General features: G+C 57.0%; 18 protein-coding genes. 10 read left to right on the forward strand and 8 right to left on the reverse strand.

The features are described 5' to 3' along the window. Positions 1-2,126 (forward strand): toxin TcdB middle/C-terminal domain-containing protein (locus JWR17_RS12795; RefSeq protein ID WP_299831973.1); only part of this gene is annotated, 2,126 nt, incomplete at its 5' end. 416 nt (positions 2,127-2,542) lie between these two features. On the opposite strand, the gene JWR17_RS12800 is transcribed toward JWR17_RS12795, so the two are convergent. The 3 genes from JWR17_RS12800 to JWR17_RS12810 all read right to left on the reverse strand — a co-directional run bounded on the left by JWR17_RS12800 (position 2,543) and on the right by JWR17_RS12810 (position 4,696). Beyond that, positions 2,543-2,848 carry a ribbon-helix-helix domain-containing protein gene (locus tag JWR17_RS12800; RefSeq protein WP_299831975.1) on the reverse strand — a complete coding sequence of 102 codons (306 nt, stop codon included), beginning with the start codon at positions 2,846-2,848 and terminating at the stop codon, positions 2,543-2,545. A 10-nt stretch (positions 2,849-2,858) separates the two neighbouring features. Further along, positions 2,859-3,440, reverse strand: coding sequence for a DJ-1/PfpI family protein (locus JWR17_RS12805; protein ID WP_299831977.1), 582 nt, complete (start codon positions 3,438-3,440; stop codon positions 2,859-2,861). Between the two features lie 98 nt (positions 3,441-3,538). After that, a complete protein-coding gene (locus tag JWR17_RS12810) occupies positions 3,539-4,696 on the reverse strand; it encodes a phosphatidylserine/phosphatidylglycerophosphate/cardiolipin synthase family protein (protein ID WP_299831979.1) in 1,158 nt (385 codons plus the stop codon). 485 nt (positions 4,697-5,181) lie between these two features. On the opposite strand from JWR17_RS12810, the gene olsB reads away from it, so the two are divergent. Together olsB and JWR17_RS12820 are read left to right on the forward strand one after the other, a co-directional pair. Further along, positions 5,182-5,937: an L-ornithine N(alpha)-acyltransferase gene (olsB, locus tag JWR17_RS12815; protein WP_299831981.1), complete on the forward strand. Its 756-nt coding sequence runs from the start codon at positions 5,182-5,184 to the stop codon at positions 5,935-5,937. After that, positions 5,937-6,731, forward strand: a complete 795-nt coding sequence (locus tag JWR17_RS12820; protein WP_299831983.1) for a lysophospholipid acyltransferase family protein — start codon at positions 5,937-5,939, stop codon at positions 6,729-6,731. Before olsB ends, JWR17_RS12820 begins: the two co-directional genes overlap by 1 nt. Here JWR17_RS12820 and JWR17_RS12825 read toward each other — a convergent pair. Then, on the reverse strand, positions 6,695-7,288 hold the full coding sequence (locus JWR17_RS12825) for an ACP phosphodiesterase (protein WP_299831985.1): 594 nt from the start codon (positions 7,286-7,288) through the stop codon (positions 6,695-6,697). The genes JWR17_RS12820 and JWR17_RS12825 overlap by 37 nt on opposite strands. Positions 7,289-7,450: 162 nt before the next feature. On the opposite strand from JWR17_RS12825, the gene JWR17_RS12830 reads away from it, so the two are divergent. From JWR17_RS12830 to JWR17_RS12840, 3 genes are read left to right on the forward strand one after another with little or no spacing between them, the layout of a single operon-like run. Beyond that, positions 7,451-7,753, forward strand: a complete 303-nt coding sequence (locus JWR17_RS12830; RefSeq protein WP_299831987.1) for a helix-turn-helix transcriptional regulator — start codon at positions 7,451-7,453, stop codon at positions 7,751-7,753. Positions 7,754-7,781: 28 nt separating this feature from the next. Then, positions 7,782-8,948 carry an MFS transporter gene (locus tag JWR17_RS12835; RefSeq protein ID WP_299831989.1) on the forward strand — a complete coding sequence of 389 codons (1,167 nt, stop codon included), beginning with the start codon at positions 7,782-7,784 and terminating at the stop codon, positions 8,946-8,948. A gap of 18 nt (positions 8,949-8,966) precedes the next feature. Beyond that, positions 8,967-10,016 carry an alkene reductase gene (locus JWR17_RS12840; RefSeq protein ID WP_299831991.1) on the forward strand — a complete coding sequence of 350 codons (1,050 nt, stop codon included), beginning with the start codon at positions 8,967-8,969 and terminating at the stop codon, positions 10,014-10,016. A gap of 75 nt (positions 10,017-10,091) precedes the next feature. Here the strand turns inward: JWR17_RS12840 and JWR17_RS12845 are convergent, their stop codons facing one another. Then, a complete protein-coding gene (locus JWR17_RS12845) occupies positions 10,092-10,460 on the reverse strand; it encodes a hypothetical protein (protein WP_299831993.1) in 369 nt (122 codons plus the stop codon). Between JWR17_RS12845 and JWR17_RS12850 the strand changes: the two genes are divergently transcribed. After that, complete coding sequence (locus JWR17_RS12850; RefSeq protein ID WP_299831994.1) at positions 10,453-10,761, forward strand: hypothetical protein; 309 nt, start codon at positions 10,453-10,455, stop codon at positions 10,759-10,761. The genes JWR17_RS12845 and JWR17_RS12850 overlap by 8 nt on opposite strands. A gap of 411 nt (positions 10,762-11,172) precedes the next feature. Here the strand turns inward: JWR17_RS12850 and JWR17_RS12855 are convergent, their stop codons facing one another. From JWR17_RS12855 to JWR17_RS12865, 3 genes are all read right to left on the reverse strand, one after another. Then, positions 11,173-12,033: an ATPase gene (locus tag JWR17_RS12855; RefSeq protein ID WP_299831995.1), complete on the reverse strand. Its 861-nt coding sequence runs from the start codon at positions 12,031-12,033 to the stop codon at positions 11,173-11,175. 90 nt (positions 12,034-12,123) lie between these two features. Next, positions 12,124-13,116, reverse strand: a complete 993-nt coding sequence (locus tag JWR17_RS12860; RefSeq protein WP_299831997.1) for an NAD(P)-dependent oxidoreductase — start codon at positions 13,114-13,116, stop codon at positions 12,124-12,126. A 60-nt stretch (positions 13,117-13,176) separates the two neighbouring features. Then, positions 13,177-14,076, reverse strand: a complete 900-nt coding sequence (locus tag JWR17_RS12865) for a LysR family transcriptional regulator ArgP (RefSeq protein ID WP_299831999.1) — start codon at positions 14,074-14,076, stop codon at positions 13,177-13,179. 122 nt (positions 14,077-14,198) lie between these two features. Between JWR17_RS12865 and JWR17_RS12870 the strand changes: the two genes are divergently transcribed. The 3 genes from JWR17_RS12870 to JWR17_RS12880 all read left to right on the forward strand — a co-directional run bounded on the left by JWR17_RS12870 (position 14,199) and on the right by JWR17_RS12880 (position 17,969). Further along, on the forward strand, positions 14,199-14,801 hold the full coding sequence (locus tag JWR17_RS12870) for a LysE/ArgO family amino acid transporter (protein ID WP_299832001.1): 603 nt from the start codon (positions 14,199-14,201) through the stop codon (positions 14,799-14,801). Positions 14,802-15,015: 214 nt separating this feature from the next. Beyond that, the gene (locus tag JWR17_RS12875) at positions 15,016-15,612 is read left to right on the forward strand and encodes a Fe-Mn family superoxide dismutase (protein ID WP_299832003.1); all 597 of its coding nucleotides are present in this window, start codon (positions 15,016-15,018) and stop codon (positions 15,610-15,612) included. Positions 15,613-15,917: 305 nt separating this feature from the next. Beyond that, positions 15,918-17,969 carry a bifunctional diguanylate cyclase/phosphodiesterase gene (locus JWR17_RS12880; protein ID WP_299832005.1) on the forward strand — a complete coding sequence of 684 codons (2,052 nt, stop codon included), beginning with the start codon at positions 15,918-15,920 and terminating at the stop codon, positions 17,967-17,969. The last annotated feature ends 59 nt before the right edge of the window (positions 17,970-18,028 follow it).

The following is an 18,028-nucleotide window of genomic DNA, read 5'->3' on the forward strand; positions in this document are numbered from 1 at the left end:
GAGCATCGGGCGCAGTCGCTGTATCTGAGGTGCCGTTTCCATTGCCGGTTGTTGTGCAGCAGACTCAGTTGGACGAAATCACCGGAAATACCCTTACCCAGAACTTTCAGTACCGCCAGGGCTTTTACGACGGGCATGAACGGATATTCCGTGGCTTCGGCCTGCTTATGCAAATCGACACCGAGCCAGGCGGAGTGGAGGATGAGTCTTTCGCAGCACCCGTCCTGACCAAAACATGGTTTCACACAGGCCGTTATCCTGAACGTCCACCTACGGATTACAACACTAGCGATAGGGACGCTCAGTCGTTGGGGCCTCATCTTTTCAGTGAACTCGACAATGCCAGTCAAACCGAACAATTATTCGCCACCAGCGACGAGGCAACGCGCCGGGAAATAGCGCGCGCACTCAGCGGGTCGGTACTGCGGGTAGAAGTGTTTGGTCTCCAAAGCGGCCTCGACGGTGATTCAGCGCGCGCCGTGCCTTATTCGGTACAGAGTTCACGCTATCTGGTTCGGCAGTTACAACCGCTAGGCCCACATCAGCGCTATGCAAGTCTTTTGACGCTGGCGCTGGAATCCATCGGCTATCACTACGAACATGTTGCTGACGACCCCTTGTGTGAGCACACGGTGAGCCTGGCGTGGGATGCGTTTGGCACGCTGACCCATGGGGTAAGCGTCAACTATGCAAGGCGAAAACAACCTACCGACACGCCACCTACCGGCTATGACGAACACCAGCAACGCTGGTGGCAGGCCTCCCATGACGACGCGCAACAATGCGTGTATCTCAACGAGTCGCTGGCCCAAGCCATTCATCTGGATCGACCGCAGAGTTGGCGCCTGGGTTTGCCCTTTCGCTTGCGCGGTAATGCCATGGTCGTCCCCGCCGCCAGCCTGCTTCCCACTGAGGTCACGTATGAACGGTTTGTCGACCCTGCCAGCGTCTTTGCCACGTTGCCCAGAGTGCTGACCGGGCTTTCAATCCAGCGCTATATCAATTGCGGCGACGGTGAGGCGACCTTCGAGGCGCTGGCCGACTACACAGAAACTGCGGAGCTGGATGACAACGCACTCAGTGCCTATGATCGGGTCATGACGCCCGATGAATTAATCGCCAAGCTTCTTGAAGTCGGCTATCATTTGATGCCCAGTTTTCTACCTGCGGACGGGCTGAACCTATGGTCAGTCAAACGCGGCTTCAACACTTACGCCGCGCCCGAAGACTTCCACCAGATCACCGCCTTCCGGCCAACGCGAAGTCATGGCGAAACCTTGGTCGAATATGACCCTTATCACCTGTTTCCGACCCGAATCACTGACCCGGCGGGCTGCGCCACTACCGCGACTTACGCTTATCACAGCTTGCAGCCATGGCGAATTGTCGACCCTAATCAGAACACTCAGGAGGCGGCGTACGATGCTTTCGGCAGGCTGCGGGCTACCAGTTTTTATGGCACTGAGTTGGGCATTGAAGCCGGGTTTGCTCCGCTTACAGAGCTCATGGACCGCAACATTACCTTCGACGAAGCAATTGCTTACCCAGAAGCCGTATTGGGCAATTACGCCACTGTCTGTCTCTACGATACGTTTAGTTGGTGCAAGGACGAACGCACCCGGGAACCCGTAAGAAGCGCCGTACTCCAGGCCGACCGCTACCCCGGCGACCCGGACGCACAAATACGCATTTCTATCGCCTCTGTCGATGGCTTTGGGCGCACATTGCAAACCAAGCAAAAAGTTGAAAGCGGCGACGCGTTCAACGTCAACGATTATGGCGAGCTGATTATCGATTACGGCACGACGCCCCCCAGGCCCGAGATCATCAATGCCGCGCCCCGCTGGCGCGTCAGCGAACGAGTGGAATACAACAATAAAGGTTTGGCAGTGCGGGTATACCGTCCCTATTTTGCCAATAAGCTTCGCCACATCAATGACGTATTTTTCAGGGATTATGGCTACTGCGACAAGCAGTTCTACGACCCGCTGGGCCGCCCCACTGTCACCTTGACTGCAAACGGTTGGATGCGCCGCCAAACTTATTTGACGTGGTACACCATTGCCGAGGATGAAAACGACACGGCGCAAGAAATGCTGGCGCTCAAGGCTGAAAGCGAAAAATGAACCTCAGCCTTGTCGTCATCTATGAGTTAGCCAGTGGTAGACCGATGGATTGACCTCATCTGTGGCAGGCCAATCACCGCTGCAACAGCTGAATTACGCCTACGATCCGGTAGGCAATATCCTGAAAGTCGAAGACGCAGCGCTACCCGTACGTTTTTTCGCCAATCAGCAAATCGACCCCATCAACCGCTACCGTTACGACAGCCTGTATCAACTGATCGATCCCTTATATCTCGGGCCTCGCCTTCCGACCCGAATCGCGGTATTGGCAACTTCATCTCGCTCTCGAAAAAGAGAACGACCCTGCTAGGCTCGATTCTAAAAAAGTTCTGAGGCGAACAACCTTGTATCGCGATGGCCGTTGAGCTTCACATTCAAACTCGATCCGCTGATCGAGCTCTGAATGTACCTGAAGATCACTTCGCAGCCGAGCGCACCACACTTAGCTCCGGCGCCGCAACCCGACGCTGACTCAGATACCGCGTACAACTGACCCGAAGGAATGAGGCGAAGTTAATCACTTCGCCGTTGAAGCCCATGACTTCCTCGTACAGCTTGGTGATCAACTGGTTGGTGGTCATGCTGTCGTTGCGGGCGATTTCCGCCAGGATATCCCAGAATTGATTTTCCAGACGCAGCGTGGTTACTACGCCACAGATGCGCAGGGAACGAGAGCGTGACTCATACAAAATCGGATCGGCTTTGACATAGAGTTCGCACATACGTGTTTCCTCACAGAGTAATTTCAGTCCCGAGCAGTTTAAGAAAACCGTTCAACCAGGCTGAATGCGCAGGCCAGGCGGGCGCACTCACCAGGTTACGGTGGGTATGGGCTGCCGTTACAGCGATGTCCATGAACGTGCCGCCAGCCAAACGCACTTCCGGGGCGCAGGCAGGGTAAGCACTGCATTCGCGGCCTTCCAGCACACCCGCGGCGGCCAGCAATTGCGCACCGTGACAGACCGACGCGATGGGTTTATCGGCTTTATCGAATGCGCGAACCCAGCCAAGAATGGTTTCGTTCAAGCGCAGGTACTCCGGCGCACGGCCACCGGGAATGACCAAGGCGTCGTAGTCCTCAACCTTGACCTTATCGAAATCGAAGTTCAGCGCAAAGTTGTGGCCCGGCTTTTCACTGTAGGTTTGATCGCCTTCAAAATCGTGAATGGCAGTGCGCACTGATTGACCGTTGGTCTTGCCAGGACAAACGGCGTGGACAACGTGCCCGACCATCTGCAACGCCTGAAACGGCACCATCACTTCGTAGTCTTCAACGAAATCGCCGACCAGCATGAGAATTTTCTTCGCGGCCATGACTTTCTCCTTAAGCAAAGGTGTGGGCAGATAAGGATAGTCAACGTACGGCCGACGAGCACGGCGCGGGTAATAGGCAACTACTACGGGGCACTTGATTAATTACGACGGTCCAGCACGTTAACCACCAGCCGGTCGATCCAGCCCCAGATTCGTTGCTGTACTCGGCGCAAAAACGGCCGAGACTGCCAATCTTCCAGGCTGACTTCTGTGCTTAGCGCGAAGTCAGCGGCGAAGCTGCTGGCTACTGCCTGGGTCAAACCAGGGTCGAGGGCTTCGAGGTTGGCTTCGAGATTGAACCGCAGGTTCCAGTGGTCGAAGTTGCAAGAGCCAATGCTCACCCAGTCGTCGACCAGGACCATTTTCAAATGCAAAAAACACGGCTGATATTCGAAAATGCGCACGCCTGATTTTAATAGCCGCGGATAATAACGGTGGCCCGCGTAGCGTACAGACGGATGATCCGTGCGTGGCCCCGTGAGCAATAAACGGACGTCGATACCGTGCGATGCAGCTCGGCGCAGTGCCCGGCGGACTTTCCAGGTGGGCAGGAAATACGGGGTCGCCAACCAGATCCGGCGCTGGCCGCTGGCCAAGGCCCGGACCAGCGATTGCAGGATGTCACGGTGCTGGCGGGAATCTGCATACGCCACACGGCCCATGCCTTCGCTGGTCAGTGGCAGCCTGGGCAAGCGCGGCAGGCCGAAGATATGTGTGGGGCGCCATGCGGTGGGACGTTCGTTGGCGTGGAACTGCCGGTCGAACAGCGCCTGCCAATCGACAACCATCGGCCCGGTAATTTCCACCATCACTTCGTGCCAGTCGCTGGTCTCACGTTCCGGGTGCCAGAACTCGTCAGTAACGCCAGTGCCACCGACCACCGCCAGGTGCTTATCCACCAGCAGCAGCTTTCGGTGATCGCGGTACAGGTTGCGCAGACCTCGGCGCCAATGCATTCGGTTATAAAACCGCAGGACGACCCCCGCGTCGGTCAGTCGTTTGCGCAGGCTCAACGTGAAGGCCTGGGCGCCAAAGCCATCAAACAGGCAACGCACTATGACGCCCCGTTGCGCCGCCGCCACCAAGGCTTGTACCACCGCTTCAGCGCAGCTCCCGGCCTCGACCAGGTACAACTCCAATTCGACCTGCTGCTGCGCCTGCTCGATGGCGGCGATCATGCGTGGAAAAAACGCCGGACCGTCGATCAGCAAATTGAACCGGTTCTCGGCGCGCCACGGAAAAATCGCCCCCCTCATGCCGTTAAACTCGACGAGGTCAGCAGAAGGCGAAGTGTGTTGAGCATGCGAACTCCGTACGCGCGGTGGGGGCCAACCTTAACCGGCTGTTATAGGCGGTTGCAAATCCCTGCGGCAATAACTGACAACCTCGACGCAGGCCCTTCCAAACGGCACTGCTGATATACCGCGTCGCCTGCTTCACGAACACGTTCGCTCTTATCAAACAACACGTAACTTATTGACTTACGCGACAGCGCGGCGTCGAAGACGTGGCGGACCTTCCTACAGCGATTATCTACGCGCCTCGGCGCCACTGAAAAACCAAGTTACTGCTTTTACCAGCAAGCCGGCTCAGATTTAAGTCAGGGGTCAAACCGCTGTCATACAAGCATCACCAAAGCTTAATAGTGGTGACATCGCGCCTCCATAGCCTGCATTTGTACCCAAATTTGCGATTGAACTCGACCGGCCGCAACTGCCTGGCTGGCTTATGGAGACGCCACATGACCCAGATCGCCCGTACTTGCGACACCCGTGTCGAACGCCGCCTGCAGGCCGAACGCCTGACTGGCGCAAAGGCGCTTCACGAAGCCCAGGCTTTGCGTTTCAGCGTATTCAGCGGTGAGTTCAACGCCAAGCTTAAAGGCGCCGAACTTGGCCTGGACATGGATGACTACGATGCGCACTGTTCGCATATCGGTGTTCGCGATTTGGCCACAGGCCGGCTGGTAGCAACCACCCGTTTGCTCGACCACAAAGCCGCCAGCACGTTGGGCAATTACTACAGCGAAGAAGAATTCAGCCTACACGGCCTCGGCCATCTGCAAGGACCCATTCTGGAGCTGGGCCGCACCTGTGTCGACCCGGCTTATCGCAACGGCGGCACCATCGCCGTGTTGTGGAGCGAACTGGCAGAGATCCTCAACGAAGGCAGCTACAGTTACCTGATGGGCTGCGCCAGTATTCCCATGCAGGACGGCGGCATTCAAGCCCACGCCATCATGCAACGCTTGCGCGAACGCTACTTGTGCACCAGAAACCTACGCGCCGAACCGAAAAAACCATTGCCCACGTTGGACCTGCCCAACAACGTCATCTGCGAGATGCCGCCGCTGCTCAAAGCCTACATGCGCCTGGGGGCAAAAATTTGCGGCGAACCGTGCTGGGACGAAGACTTTCAAGTGGCCGACGTATTCATTCTGCTCAAGCGTGATGACCTGTGTCCGCGTTATGCCCGCCACTTCAAGGCAGCGGTCTGATGAGCCGGGTACGCGGTTATGCGCGGTTAATCCGGGTGTTGTGGGTGCTCGCCCTGGGTCTGGCGATTGCCGGCACGTTCGGCGTGCTTGAGAAATTACGCATCGGCGATTCCATGGCCCGCCGTCAGCGCTGGTCCCGATGGTTCATGGCGCGATTGAGCGCGGCACTGCCGTTTCGCGTGACGGTCAGCGGGGAATTACCCCGTGAGCCGATGCTATGGGTCAGCAATCATGTGTCCTGGACCGATATTCCATTGTTGGGGATGATTGCACCGCTGTCCTTTCTGTCCAAAGCCGAAGTCCGCAACTGGCCGGTTGCCGGTTGGTTGGCGCTCAAAGCCGGTACGTTGTTTATCCGCCGCGGGTCAGGTGACAGCCGTTTAGTACTGCAACAAATGACCCAGCACTTGCAGGGCCAAGACGCATTGATGATCTTCCCCGAAGGCACCACCACTGACGGCCGCAGTCTGCGCACGTTCCACGGGCGGATGCTGGCCAGTGCCATTAATGCGGGCGTGCAATTGCAGCCGGTGGCAATTCGTTACCTGCGTGACGGCCAACCGTGTCCTATCGCGCCGTTCATTGGCGATGACGATTTGCTCTCGCACTTGCGCCGCTTATTCGCCAACGCACAGGGCGATGTGCATATTCAATTGCTCACCCCCATCGCCAGCCAACACCAGGAACGCGCAGCGTTGGCGTATCAGGCGCAACAGGCCGTACAACTGGCGCTGTTCGGCGAAAGCCCCCTGCCCGCTCAAACGAAGGAAACGCGGTCGGCCAAGGCCGCCTGAGCGAAGTCCTGTAGCAAGGGATAAAACTCAGCGAAGTCCGCGCTCAAGGGCTGATACAGCGCCTGTAACTCCTGCATGGCGCCGGCCAGCCCTTCCGGCCGCGACAAGCGTCGGGAAATGCCGCGCAACACGGCCTCGAGTACATCGAAGTCACGGTACGAGCCCAACCAATCCTGAGCCGCCATGTACGGCGCGATCAGCGCCAAGCGCTCCGGCAATGCGGGTTCGGCAGCCAGTACGCGGTAAACCCGGTCAGTAAACGCGCCTAACGGTTGCGCCGCATACAAGGCCCAGTCTCGCGCCAGGCAGTGATCAAAAAACACATCCAGGACGATGCCCGCATAACGCCGCCGTGAGGCGGGAAAGCGCGCAATCGCCTCCTTTACCAGCGGGTGCGCGTCGGTGAAGGTATCAATGCTGCGGTGCAACTGGATGGCCGCTTCAAGTTCAGGCGTGAAGCGGCCCGGCAACGGTCCTTTGACGAAGTCGCCATACAGGCTGCCGAGCAGTTGCGCGGGGCGATCGCCGCCCAAATGGAGGTGTGCGAGGTAATTCATGGATCGAAGCTTACGCCAATTCAATGCGCGAGCCTATATCGATATAACCCGATATACCGTTTTATGCGGTTCTTAGTCATTCTGCGTATTTGTATATCGCGAAATACAAATATATAGTTCGCCGCATCGCGATATAGCGTTATCCCACGATCTGAGAACGACATGCCTATCGACCTCGACGAAATAATAAAAGCCCTGGCCCACCCTGTGCGACGCGAGATTCTCGTGTGGCTCAAAGACTCGGCGCACTACTTTCCTGACCAGGACCACTCCCTGGAAAACGGGGTGTGTGCCGGTCAAATTGATCAGCGTGCGGGACTGTCTCAATCCACCGTCTCGGCGCATTTGGCGACCCTGCAACGGGCGGGGTTGATCACCAGCAAGAAAGTTGGCCAGTGGCATTTTTTCAAGCGCAATGGAGAAACCATCCACGCGTTCCTGCAAGCGTTAAGCAAACAGCTCTGACGTCCTAACCCCTTCAAGGAGACGCTTCGTGCCTCTTTCGCTACTTATGCTGGCCCTGAGCGCTTTCGCCATCGGCACCACGGAATTCGTGATCATGGGGCTACTGCCCGATGTCGCGGCCGACCTCGGCGTGTCCATTCCTGGCGCTGGTTGGCTGGTCACCGGGTACGCCTTGGGCGTAGCCATTGGCGCCCCCTTCATGGCCATGGTGAGGGCAAAACTTCCACGCAAAGCCGCGCTGGTTTCGTTGATGGTGATCTTCATCGTCGGCAACCTGCTGTGTGCCTTGGCCAGTGACTACAACGTATTGATGTTCGCCCGGATCGTCACCGCCCTGTGTCACGGTGCTTTCTTCGGCATCGGTTCGGTGGTGGCGGCCAATCTGGTTGCACCCAACCGTCGGGCATCGGCCGTGGCGATGATGTTTACTGGCCTGACCCTGGCCAACGTGCTGGGTGTGCCGCTGGGTACTGCGCTGGGTCAATACGCTGGCTGGCGCTCGACCTTCTTCGCAGTGACCGTGATCGGCGTGATCTCGCTGATCGGCCTGATCAAGTTTTTGCCAGCTAAACGCGACGAAGAAAAACTTGATATGCGCGCCGAGCTGGCAGCCCTGCGAGGCGCTGGTGTCTGGCTGTCGTTGAGCATGACCGTGATGTTTGCCGCGTCGGTGTTCGCGCTGTTTACCTATATGGCACCGCTGCTGGGTGAAGTCACTGGCGTCAGCCCACGGGGCGTGACGTGGACCCTGTTGCTGATCGGCCTTGGCTTGACCCTCGGCAACGTGATTGGCGGCAAACTGGCCGATCGCAACATGTCCCGGACCTTGATTGGTGTGTTCATCGTCATGGCCGTGGTGTCCAGCGTCTTGACCTGGACCAGCAGCTCCCTGATTCCAACTGAAATCACCCTATTCATCTGGGCCACCGCAGGTTTCGCCGCCGTCCCCGCGCTGCAAATCAACGTGATGACCTTCGGCAAAGCCGCACCCAACCTGATTTCGACCCTCAACATCGGCGCATTCAATGTCGGCAACGCCCTGGGCGCCTGGATCGGTGGCAGCGTGATTGCCCACGGTTTCGGTTTGAACAGCGTGCCGCTGGCCGCTGCAGCCTTGGCGGTTATCGCGCTGCTGCTGACCCTTATTACTTTTCGCCAGCCGGTTATCGCCGACGTGGCTACTGCTGCCAACTGATCTTTAAGAGGATTAACCATGAGCACTATTTTTGACCCGATCACCTTGGGCGATCTGCAACTGCCGAACCGCGTCATCATGGCGCCACTGACCCGTTGCCGCGCTGACGAAGGCCGCGTTCCTAACGCATTGATGGCTGAGTATTACGTTCAACGTGCAAGCGCCGGCCTGATCATCAGCGAAGCAACCTCGGTCACGCCGATGGGCGTTGGCTATCCCGACACCCCCGGCATTTGGTCTGACACACAGGTTCGCGGCTGGAGCAACATCACCAAAGCCGTGCACGCTGCGGGCGGCCGTATCGTTCTGCAACTGTGGCACGTAGGCCGGATTTCCCACACTTCGTACCTGAACGGCGAAGCACCGGTAGCGCCAAGTGCTATTACTGCCAAGGGCCACGTGAGCCTGGTTCGCCCTCTGGCTGATTACCCGACGCCGCGAGCGCTGGAAGCTGCTGAAATTGCCGACGTGGTTGATGCTTACCGTCAAGGCGCAGAAAACGCCAAGGCTGCCGGGTTCGACGGTGTGGAAATCCATGGCGCCAACGGCTATCTACTCGATCAGTTCCTGCAAAGCGGCACTAACCAGCGCACCGATGAATACGGCGGCTCCCTGGAAAATCGTGCGCGTCTCATGTTGGAAGTGACCGATGCCGTGATTGAAGTCTGGGGCGCTGGCCGTGTGGGCATGCACTTGTCACCGCGCGCTGACCTCCATGATATGGGTGACGTAAACCTGTCCGAGACCTTCAGCTACGTGGCTCGCGAGCTGGGCAAACGCGGCATCGCGTTTATCTGCTCTCGTGAAAAAGAAGCCGGCGACAGCCTTGGCCCACAACTGAAAGAAGCCTTCGGCGGCAATTACATCGTCAACGAAAGCTTCAGCAAAGACAGCGCCAACGCCTGGCTGTCCAGCGGCAAGGCTGATGCAGTGGCGTTCGGCGTGCCGTACATCGCCAACCCGGATCTGTTAGAGCGCCTGCAACAAGACGCACCACTGAACACACCCATTCCAGAAACCTTCTACGCCAAAGGCGCAGTCGGCTACATCGACTACCCACGGCTTTAAATATTTAGTTAGAACGTAAAACCCCGGCTCAAAGAGCCGGGGTTTTTTATCGATGTAATAACGGTAGCAACGATATTATTCCTGACGCATACCGATTATATCACCCTCGTCATTGGTTAATGTTCCGTCTTCGTATTCCCAGATACCGTCCGGATGACGAATTAGATTTAGCTCGGTATATTCCCAGCGACCATCCGGGTGTTCTAACACTCCGCCAGGATGTTGAATGATGCCATCGGCCTGGATAACGGTTTCATTATCAATGTCCACTCTGGAGCCGTCTGGCAATATGACGACTTTCTCTTCTACATGAACGACACTGCCGTCATCTAGCGTGACCGCGCGAAGTTTATCGGATAGCTCCCAAACGAGCAGCGCCAGCGTTAAGGCATCCACCGCAGAACTAAGAATCTCACCGGTCGGCCTCAGGGAAAATTTGCGCACTGGTTTTTCCGGTAGCTTCACCGTTGGAACCGGTAGACCTGTGCGCTTTGGTGGTAACGGTCTAGCCGTGATCTGTTTTTTCGGCGTTGTGGTCGGCGGCTTGATCGGTGGTTTTACGGGCGGTGTTACCGGTGGCTTAATCGGTGGTTTTACAGGCGGCGTTACCGGCGGCTTAACCAGTGGTTTTACCGGTGGCTTTACCGGCGGCTTTACCGATGGCTTTACCGGCGGCTTAACCGATGGCTTTACCGGCTTCTTAATGGGTGCCTTCACTTTACACCCCCAGCGTAATCAACGTTAGACGACACTGATTCGCCTGCATTGTCAGGGGTGAGCGTGTAGCGCAATCCGCGTCAAATTCAGAAATGAATCCATTCATTATATTTCTTCCTTGTGTCGCCCAGCGTGGCCGGGCGACATTGCATAAAAGATAAAAGTTACGTTTGATATGCGCCAACAGCGCAAGCGCATTCAAAGTTTCAAGCAGGCCTGCTTGAAGTCACCTTACGAAACGCAGAGAAAAATGCAAGTGAGATACCGGGATACAGCGAAACACAGACTATTCCCACGCAACTGTTGCTAATTTCAACATCGCCAGGGGAATAGTTCTGACAAAACGTTATGACGGCGTTCTCGACACCCAGGCTGTTCCTCAACGTGCGCTACACGTTGAGGAACAGATGCATGTTAACAACGCGCGAATTTTAAGCCGTCAACGCCGGGCGTTGATCTGCTGTTGCAGGTTCTGAATCTGGCTTTGCAGGGTGTTGATGTTGCGAGTGACCTGACCGCGGAAAGCGTCAAATTCGGCCGTGTTGCCGCCGTCCTGAGGGGCCGCCGCCGGGCGGTTGTCTTGTTCGCTTTTCAGCACCAGCAACTCTTGTTCAAGGCGATCAATGGCGACGCTGGGGTTGCCCTGCTTCTTCAGCGTGGCCACGTCTGCATTCAGCGCTTTTAACTGAGCGTCCAGTTGCGCCTGGGACGCCTGGATGGCTTTTGAGTCTGGCTGAGCCCCTTGCAACGCAGTCAATTCGCTGCTCAGGCTTTTCACTTGGTCCTGCAATTGAGTGTGGGCGGTTTGCAATTGCGCGGTCTGTGCTGACATCTGCAGCAAACGACTGTCCAGCTCGCCTTGCTGGCCCGATACATCTTCCTGCTGTTTGTCCTGATCGTTGAGCTTGCTTTCCAGCTTCTGGATTTGCAGTTTCAGCGCCTCGCTGTTGCTGGCTGCTGACTGAGAGGCTACCACTTTGCCCGAGATATCCTGTAAGCGACCGGCAGCATCTTCGCTAATGCGCGCGAAGCTTTCCTGGGTCGCCACCAGTTGTTGCTCCATCAATGAAATCTGTTGAAAGCTCCACCAGGCAAGTCCGGCGAAGGCGATGAACAACGCACCGACCAGTGCCCAGATCGGCCCGGTATTGGTGCGTTTGGCGTTCACCACAGGCGTGCTGCGCGAGCGCACGGTTGTACGCTCGCGGGCACCACTGGTGGGCACAAAATCATCATCGTCGTCGTCTTTGGCACTCAGGTGCGGCACATCATCGAAGTCGTCATGAGGATCGTTACGCATTGGTTAAACCTTCAAGGGACACGGAGACAGAAAGGTCTGCAGTATAACCACTCGAATCGCCTGCCAAGGCGTACGCCGTCATGCGAGTGGTCAATTCGATTGTTGCGCCTTCCACCAGCCACAAAACTCGTCCAGGGCCGCCCAAAGGCTGACGCGCGGCTCGTATTCGAGATAATGCCGGGCGCGGCTGATGTCCAGCGTGAAATCTTTGCTCATGATTTGCATGCCCAAACGGGACAGCGTCGGCTCTGGACGACCCGGCCGCAACAGGCATGCGCCTTCATTCAACACCGCAGCGCTGTAGGCCAACCCGTACGAGCGATAACGCGTCACTTGTGGCATGTCCATTTGCCGCATGACGTAATTCACAGCATCCCACAACGGCACGGGCGCACCGTTACTGATGTTGTAGGCCTTCCCCAGCGCAGAGCCCGCCGCCAATAAACTGCTGAGTATCGCGTCGTTCAGGTTTTGCATGCTGGTGAAGTCGACCTTGTTCAGGCCATTGCCGATAATCGACAGGCGATTTTTACGCTGCATGTTCAACAGACGCGGGAAGATGCTGTTGTCACCTGCGCCGGTGACGAAACGCGGTCGCAAGGCAATGACTTCCAAGCCAAATTCCTCGGCACCAAAGACCTTTTGCTCAGCCAGGTACTTGGTGGCCGCGTAGTGATTGTTGAACTGTTTTGGCACCTGTTCTTCTCTGAGATTCAGGTGCGAATGACCATCAAAATATATCGAAGGTGACGACAAATGCACCAGGCGCCGAACCTGCTGCTTCAAACAGCCTTCGACAATGTTCTCGGTGACCTGCACATTATCCTGCTGAAACGCCTGGCGCTTACCCCAGACGCCTACGGCACCCGCGCAATGAACAACCGCCTCGACGTCATGGCAGAGTCGCTGGACCAATTCCGGGTCGGACAAATCGCCTTGTATGAACTTCGCTCCACGGCGCACCAGATGTTCGACGCCCTCGGCCCGACGGCCATTGACCCGCACATCCAAGCCCTGCTCCAACGCGAAACGCGCAAAGCGCCCGCCGATAAAGCCGCTGGCGCCGGTGACCAAAATCTTCATTTACCGCTCCATTTAACTGTGTATTCGTAGCAGGTGCTATTCATTAGAAACAACTGACGCTTACTGATTGCCAAGCGGCACCAGCCATTCGCCAGCTCGCCGAGTCAGAAGGTCGGTTAGCTGCGCAAGTAATTGACCACCATTGCGCCAATGATGCCAATACAAAGGCACATCGACGGGTTGATCAGGCAGCAGCTCGACTAATAATCCACGTCGCAGTTGATCGCGCACTTGCACTTCTGGCACCAGCCCCCAGCCCAGTCCGGCTTCGGTCATACGCAGAAACCCCTCGGATGATGGACACAGGTGATGCTCAAAACCGCCCTCCACGCCCAATGACGCCAAGTAACGATGCTGCAGGAAATCATCAGGGCCGAACACCAGCGCAGGGGAACGCGCCAACAGCTCGGCGGTGACACCCAAAGGAAAATGTCGCGCGATAAAACCGGGGCTGGCCAGCGCACGATAGCGCATGGCGCCGAGTAGCACGCTGCGCGCGCCCGCCACAGGCCGCTCGCTGCCGCATAAACAAGCCGCTACTTCACCAGCACGCATGCGTTTGAGACCGACGTCCTGGTCTTCGACCACCAGGTCCAGCAATAGGTGCTGGTCCGCGCAAAAGTCCCCCACCACCGCAGCCCACCACGTTGCCAGGCTGTCGGCATTCAGCGCAATGCGCAGACGCTCGGGCATGCCTTCATCGTCCAGCGCCGGAACCTGACGTTGCAAATCCCGTTCGAGCAGACGAACTTGCTGCACATGGTTGAGCAGACGCCTGCCGATGTCAGTGGGTGTGGGCGGCGTAGCGCGAACCAGCACCGGTTGCCCAATCCGCGCTTCAAGCAGTTTGATCCGCTGTGACACGGCTGATTGAGACAGGCCCAGCACCTGAGCAGCCCGTTCGAAGCCCGCCTGTTCAATAACGGCGGCCAAGGCCGAAAGCAACTTGTAGTCGAACATCAGTTTCTCTAATGAGCGATCAGTAATATTTGTTTTTCTTATACAGGCTGGACCATCAGACTGGCTATACAAACCGCGATCAAACCGACGGATTGCTGATGAGTTCGAAGGAGCACTAACCTATGTGGCAAAGCTATCTCAACGGGCTGTTAGTCGCAGCTGGCCTGATCATGGCCATCGGTACGCAGAATGCCTTTGTATTGGCGCAAAGCCTGCGCCGCGAGCATCATTTGCCAGTGGCTGCATTGTGCATCGTCTGTGACGCACTTTTAGTGGCGGCCGGCGTGTTCGGCCTGGCGAACCTTCTGGCGCAAAACCCCACATTGCTGGCAGTCGCCCGTTGGGGTGGTGCCGGCTTCTTGCTTTGGTACGGCAGCCTGGCATTGCGGCGTGCCTGTTCTCGGCAGAGCCTGCAACACAGCGAAGGCACCGGCCTGCGTTCACGCCGCGCTGTACTGCTCAGCGCCTTGGCGGTCACGCTGCTTAATCCCCATGTGTACCTCGACACTGTATTGTTGATCGGCTCACTCGGCGCGCAACAAACCGTGCCCGGCGCATACGTAGTCGGAGCCGCCAGCGCGTCATTGTTGTGGTTCACCACCCTGGCGGTCGGCGCGGCATGGCTGGCACCGTGGCTTGCAAGGCCTGCAACCTGGCGGTTGCTGGATCTGCTGGTCGCAGTGATGATGTTCAGCGTCGCCGTGCAATTGATCGTGGCGCGGTAAACGGGTGAACGCAGCCAATCAATATTCCTCATTAATTCCCAACGAGGCTCTGGAACCTATATCCCACACAGTTGTTGCGTGGTTATGCCGCAAACCCGGTGCTATGATCCAGCCCTGCGTCGCAAAGAGTACAAACTCCCCGACGCATGTTTACATCTGGCCGCCCGTGATCGGCCTTGCGCTCACCGCAACCGAACTGATTAGGAGATTAACCATGGCTTTTGAACTGCCAGCGCTGCCCTACGCACACGATGCCCTGCAGCCGCATATTTCTCGTGAAACCCTAGAGTTTCACCACGACAAGCACCACAACACCTACGACGTGAACCTGAACAACCAGGTGCCAGGCACCGAGTTCGAAGGCAAAACCCTGGAAGAAATCGTCAAGAGTTCTTCAGGCGGCATCTTCAATAACGCCGCTCAAGTCTGGAACCACACGTTCTACTGGAACTGCCTGGCGCCAAACGCTGGCGGCGAACCTACCGGTGCGCTGGCCGACGCCATCAACGCCGCGTTCGGGTCCTTTGACAAGTTCAAGGAAGAGTTCAGCAAAACCTCTATCGGCACCTTCGGTTCCGGCTGGGGCTGGCTGGTGAAAAAGGCTGACGGTTCCCTGGCTCTGGCCAGCACTATCGGCGCCGGCAACCCGCTGACCAGCGGCGAAACCCCACTGCTGACCTGCGATGTATGGGAACACGCTTACTACATCGATTACCGCAACGTTCGCCCGAAATACGTGGAAGCGTTCTGGAACCTGGTCAACTGGAAATTCGTCGCTGAGCAGTTCGAAGGCAAGGCTTTCACTGCTTAAGCTGCGCTCCAGACAAAAACCCGGCTCTGCCGGGTTTTTTTTCGCCTGTTCTTCGCTCTCCCCCCTATTGCCACAGAGCAATAGCGGACTAATATCCAACCTGCACGATTTAATTAAACCGCTCTTCAGTTTCCTGGGTGTTTAACCGACACAGTAGGGACAGCCTGATTCGGTCCATCGAACGGCGTCACTGGCGAGCACGCAAGAAACGGATGCATTAGCTGCGCTTGCCCCTTTGACGAGCAGATTCTATTTGCAATACTCGCGGACAATCGCGCTCCCGGCACGGACTAAGGAATAAGCATTTGAAGCTGGAACTTAAAAACAGCCTGTCGGTGAAGTTGCTGCGCGTAGTATTGCTTTCGGCACTGATCGTAGGGGTGGTATTGAGTTGTGCACAGATCGTCTTCGATGCCTACAAGACTCGGCAAGCGGTTGCGCATGACGCCGAACGCATTCTCGACATGTTCCGCGACCCTTCGACCCAGGCGGTCTACAGCCTGGACCGGGAAATGGGCATGCAAGTTATTGAAGGCCTGTTCCAGGACAATGCGGTACGCATGGCGTCTATCGGCCATCCCAACGAAACCATGCTCGCGGAAAAGTCCCGAGACTTGCGTCAGACCCCGACTCGGTGGCTGACGGACCTGATCCTTGGGCAAGAGCGCAGCTTCACCACGCCTTTAGTGGGTCGTGGTCCGTACAGTGAATATTACGGAGACTTACGCATTACCCTCGACACCGCCTCTTACGGCGAAGGTTTCATCGTCAGTTCGGTGATTATCTTTATTTCCGGGGTACTGCGCGCGTTAGCCATGGGCCTGGTCCTGTATCTGGTCTATCACTGGTTGCTGACCAAACCCCTGTCGAAAATTATCGAACACCTGACCAACATCAATCCAGACCGGCCCAGCGAGCATCAGTTGCCGCTGTTGAAGGGTCACGAAAAGAATGAACTGGGCATCTGGGTCAATACTGCCAATCAGCTGCTGGCGTCCATCGAGCGCAACACCCATCTGCGTCATGAGGCGGAAAACAGCCTGTTGCGCATGGCTCAATATGATTTTCTCACCGGGCTGCCCAACCGCCAGCAGTTCCAACAACAGCTGGATAAAATTCTGGTTGATGCGGGCCGCCTGCAACGCCGCGTTGCCGTGCTGTGTGTTGGCCTTGATGACTTCAAGGGAATCAACGAACAATTCAGCTATCAGACCGGCGACCAGTTGCTCCTGGCACTGGCTGACCGCCTACGGGGCCATAGCGGACGTTTAGGTGCCCTCGCACGGCTCGGCGGCGACCAGTTCGCGCTGGTTCAGGCCGACATCGAACAGCCTTACGAAGCTGCCGAACTGGCGCAAAACATCCTCGATGACCTTGAAGCGCCGTTCGCCCTCGATCAGCAGGAAATTCGCCTGCGCGCCACCATCGGTATCACCTTGTTTCCGGAAGACGGCGACAGTACCGAGAAGTTGCTGCAAAAGTCCGAGCAAACCATGACGCTGGCCAAGTCTCGGTCGCGCAACCGTTATCAGTTTTATATAGCCAGCGTCGACAGCGAAATGCGCCGACGTCGCGAGCTGGAAAAAGACCTCCGAGAAGCTCTGCTGCGTGATCAGCTGTACCTGGTCTACCAGCCGCAAATCAGCTATCGCGATAACCGCGTGGTCGGCGTCGAAGCCCTATTGCGCTGGCAACACCCTGAACATGGGTTGGTACCACCGGATCTGTTCATTCCCCTTGCGGAACAAAACGGCACGATCATCGCGATTGGCGAATGGGTGCTTGATCAAGCGTGCCGGCAGTTACGTGAATGGCACGACCAAGGGTTCAGCGACTTGCGCATGGCCGTCAACCTGTCTACCGTCCAGCTGCACCACGCCGAGCTGCCTCGGGTGGTGAATAACCTGTTGCAGATCTACCGCCTGCCACCGCGCAGCCTGGAGCTGGAAGTCACCGAAACCGGCCTGATGGAAGACATCAGCACGGCCGCTCAACATTTACTGAGCTTGCGTCGCTCCGGAGCGTTGATCGCCATTGACGATTTTGGCACCGGTTATTCGTCCCTGAGCTACCTCAAGAGCTTGCCGCTGGACAAAATCAAGATCGATAAGAGTTTCGTTCAGGACCTCATTGATGACGACGACGACGCGACCATCGTTCGCGCCATTATCCAGTTGGGTAAAAGTCTCGGCATGCAAGTAATTGCCGAAGGCGTGGAAACCGCTGAACAAGAGGCGTACATCATCTCCGAAGGCTGCCACGAAGGTCAGGGCTACTTCTACAGCAAGCCGTTGCCCGCCCGGGAATTGCTGGCCTATCTCAAGCAAGCCGAGCGTATCCACGCGACAACCACGTAACGCAAGCCGCGCTCATCCGCCCGTCATTTCACGCCGGCTGTGACATCGTGAAATGACAT

It is taken from the genome of Pseudomonas sp., assembly GCF_028293835.1.
In the GTDB taxonomy this organism is placed as follows: domain Bacteria; phylum Pseudomonadota; class Gammaproteobacteria; order Pseudomonadales; family Pseudomonadaceae; genus Aquipseudomonas.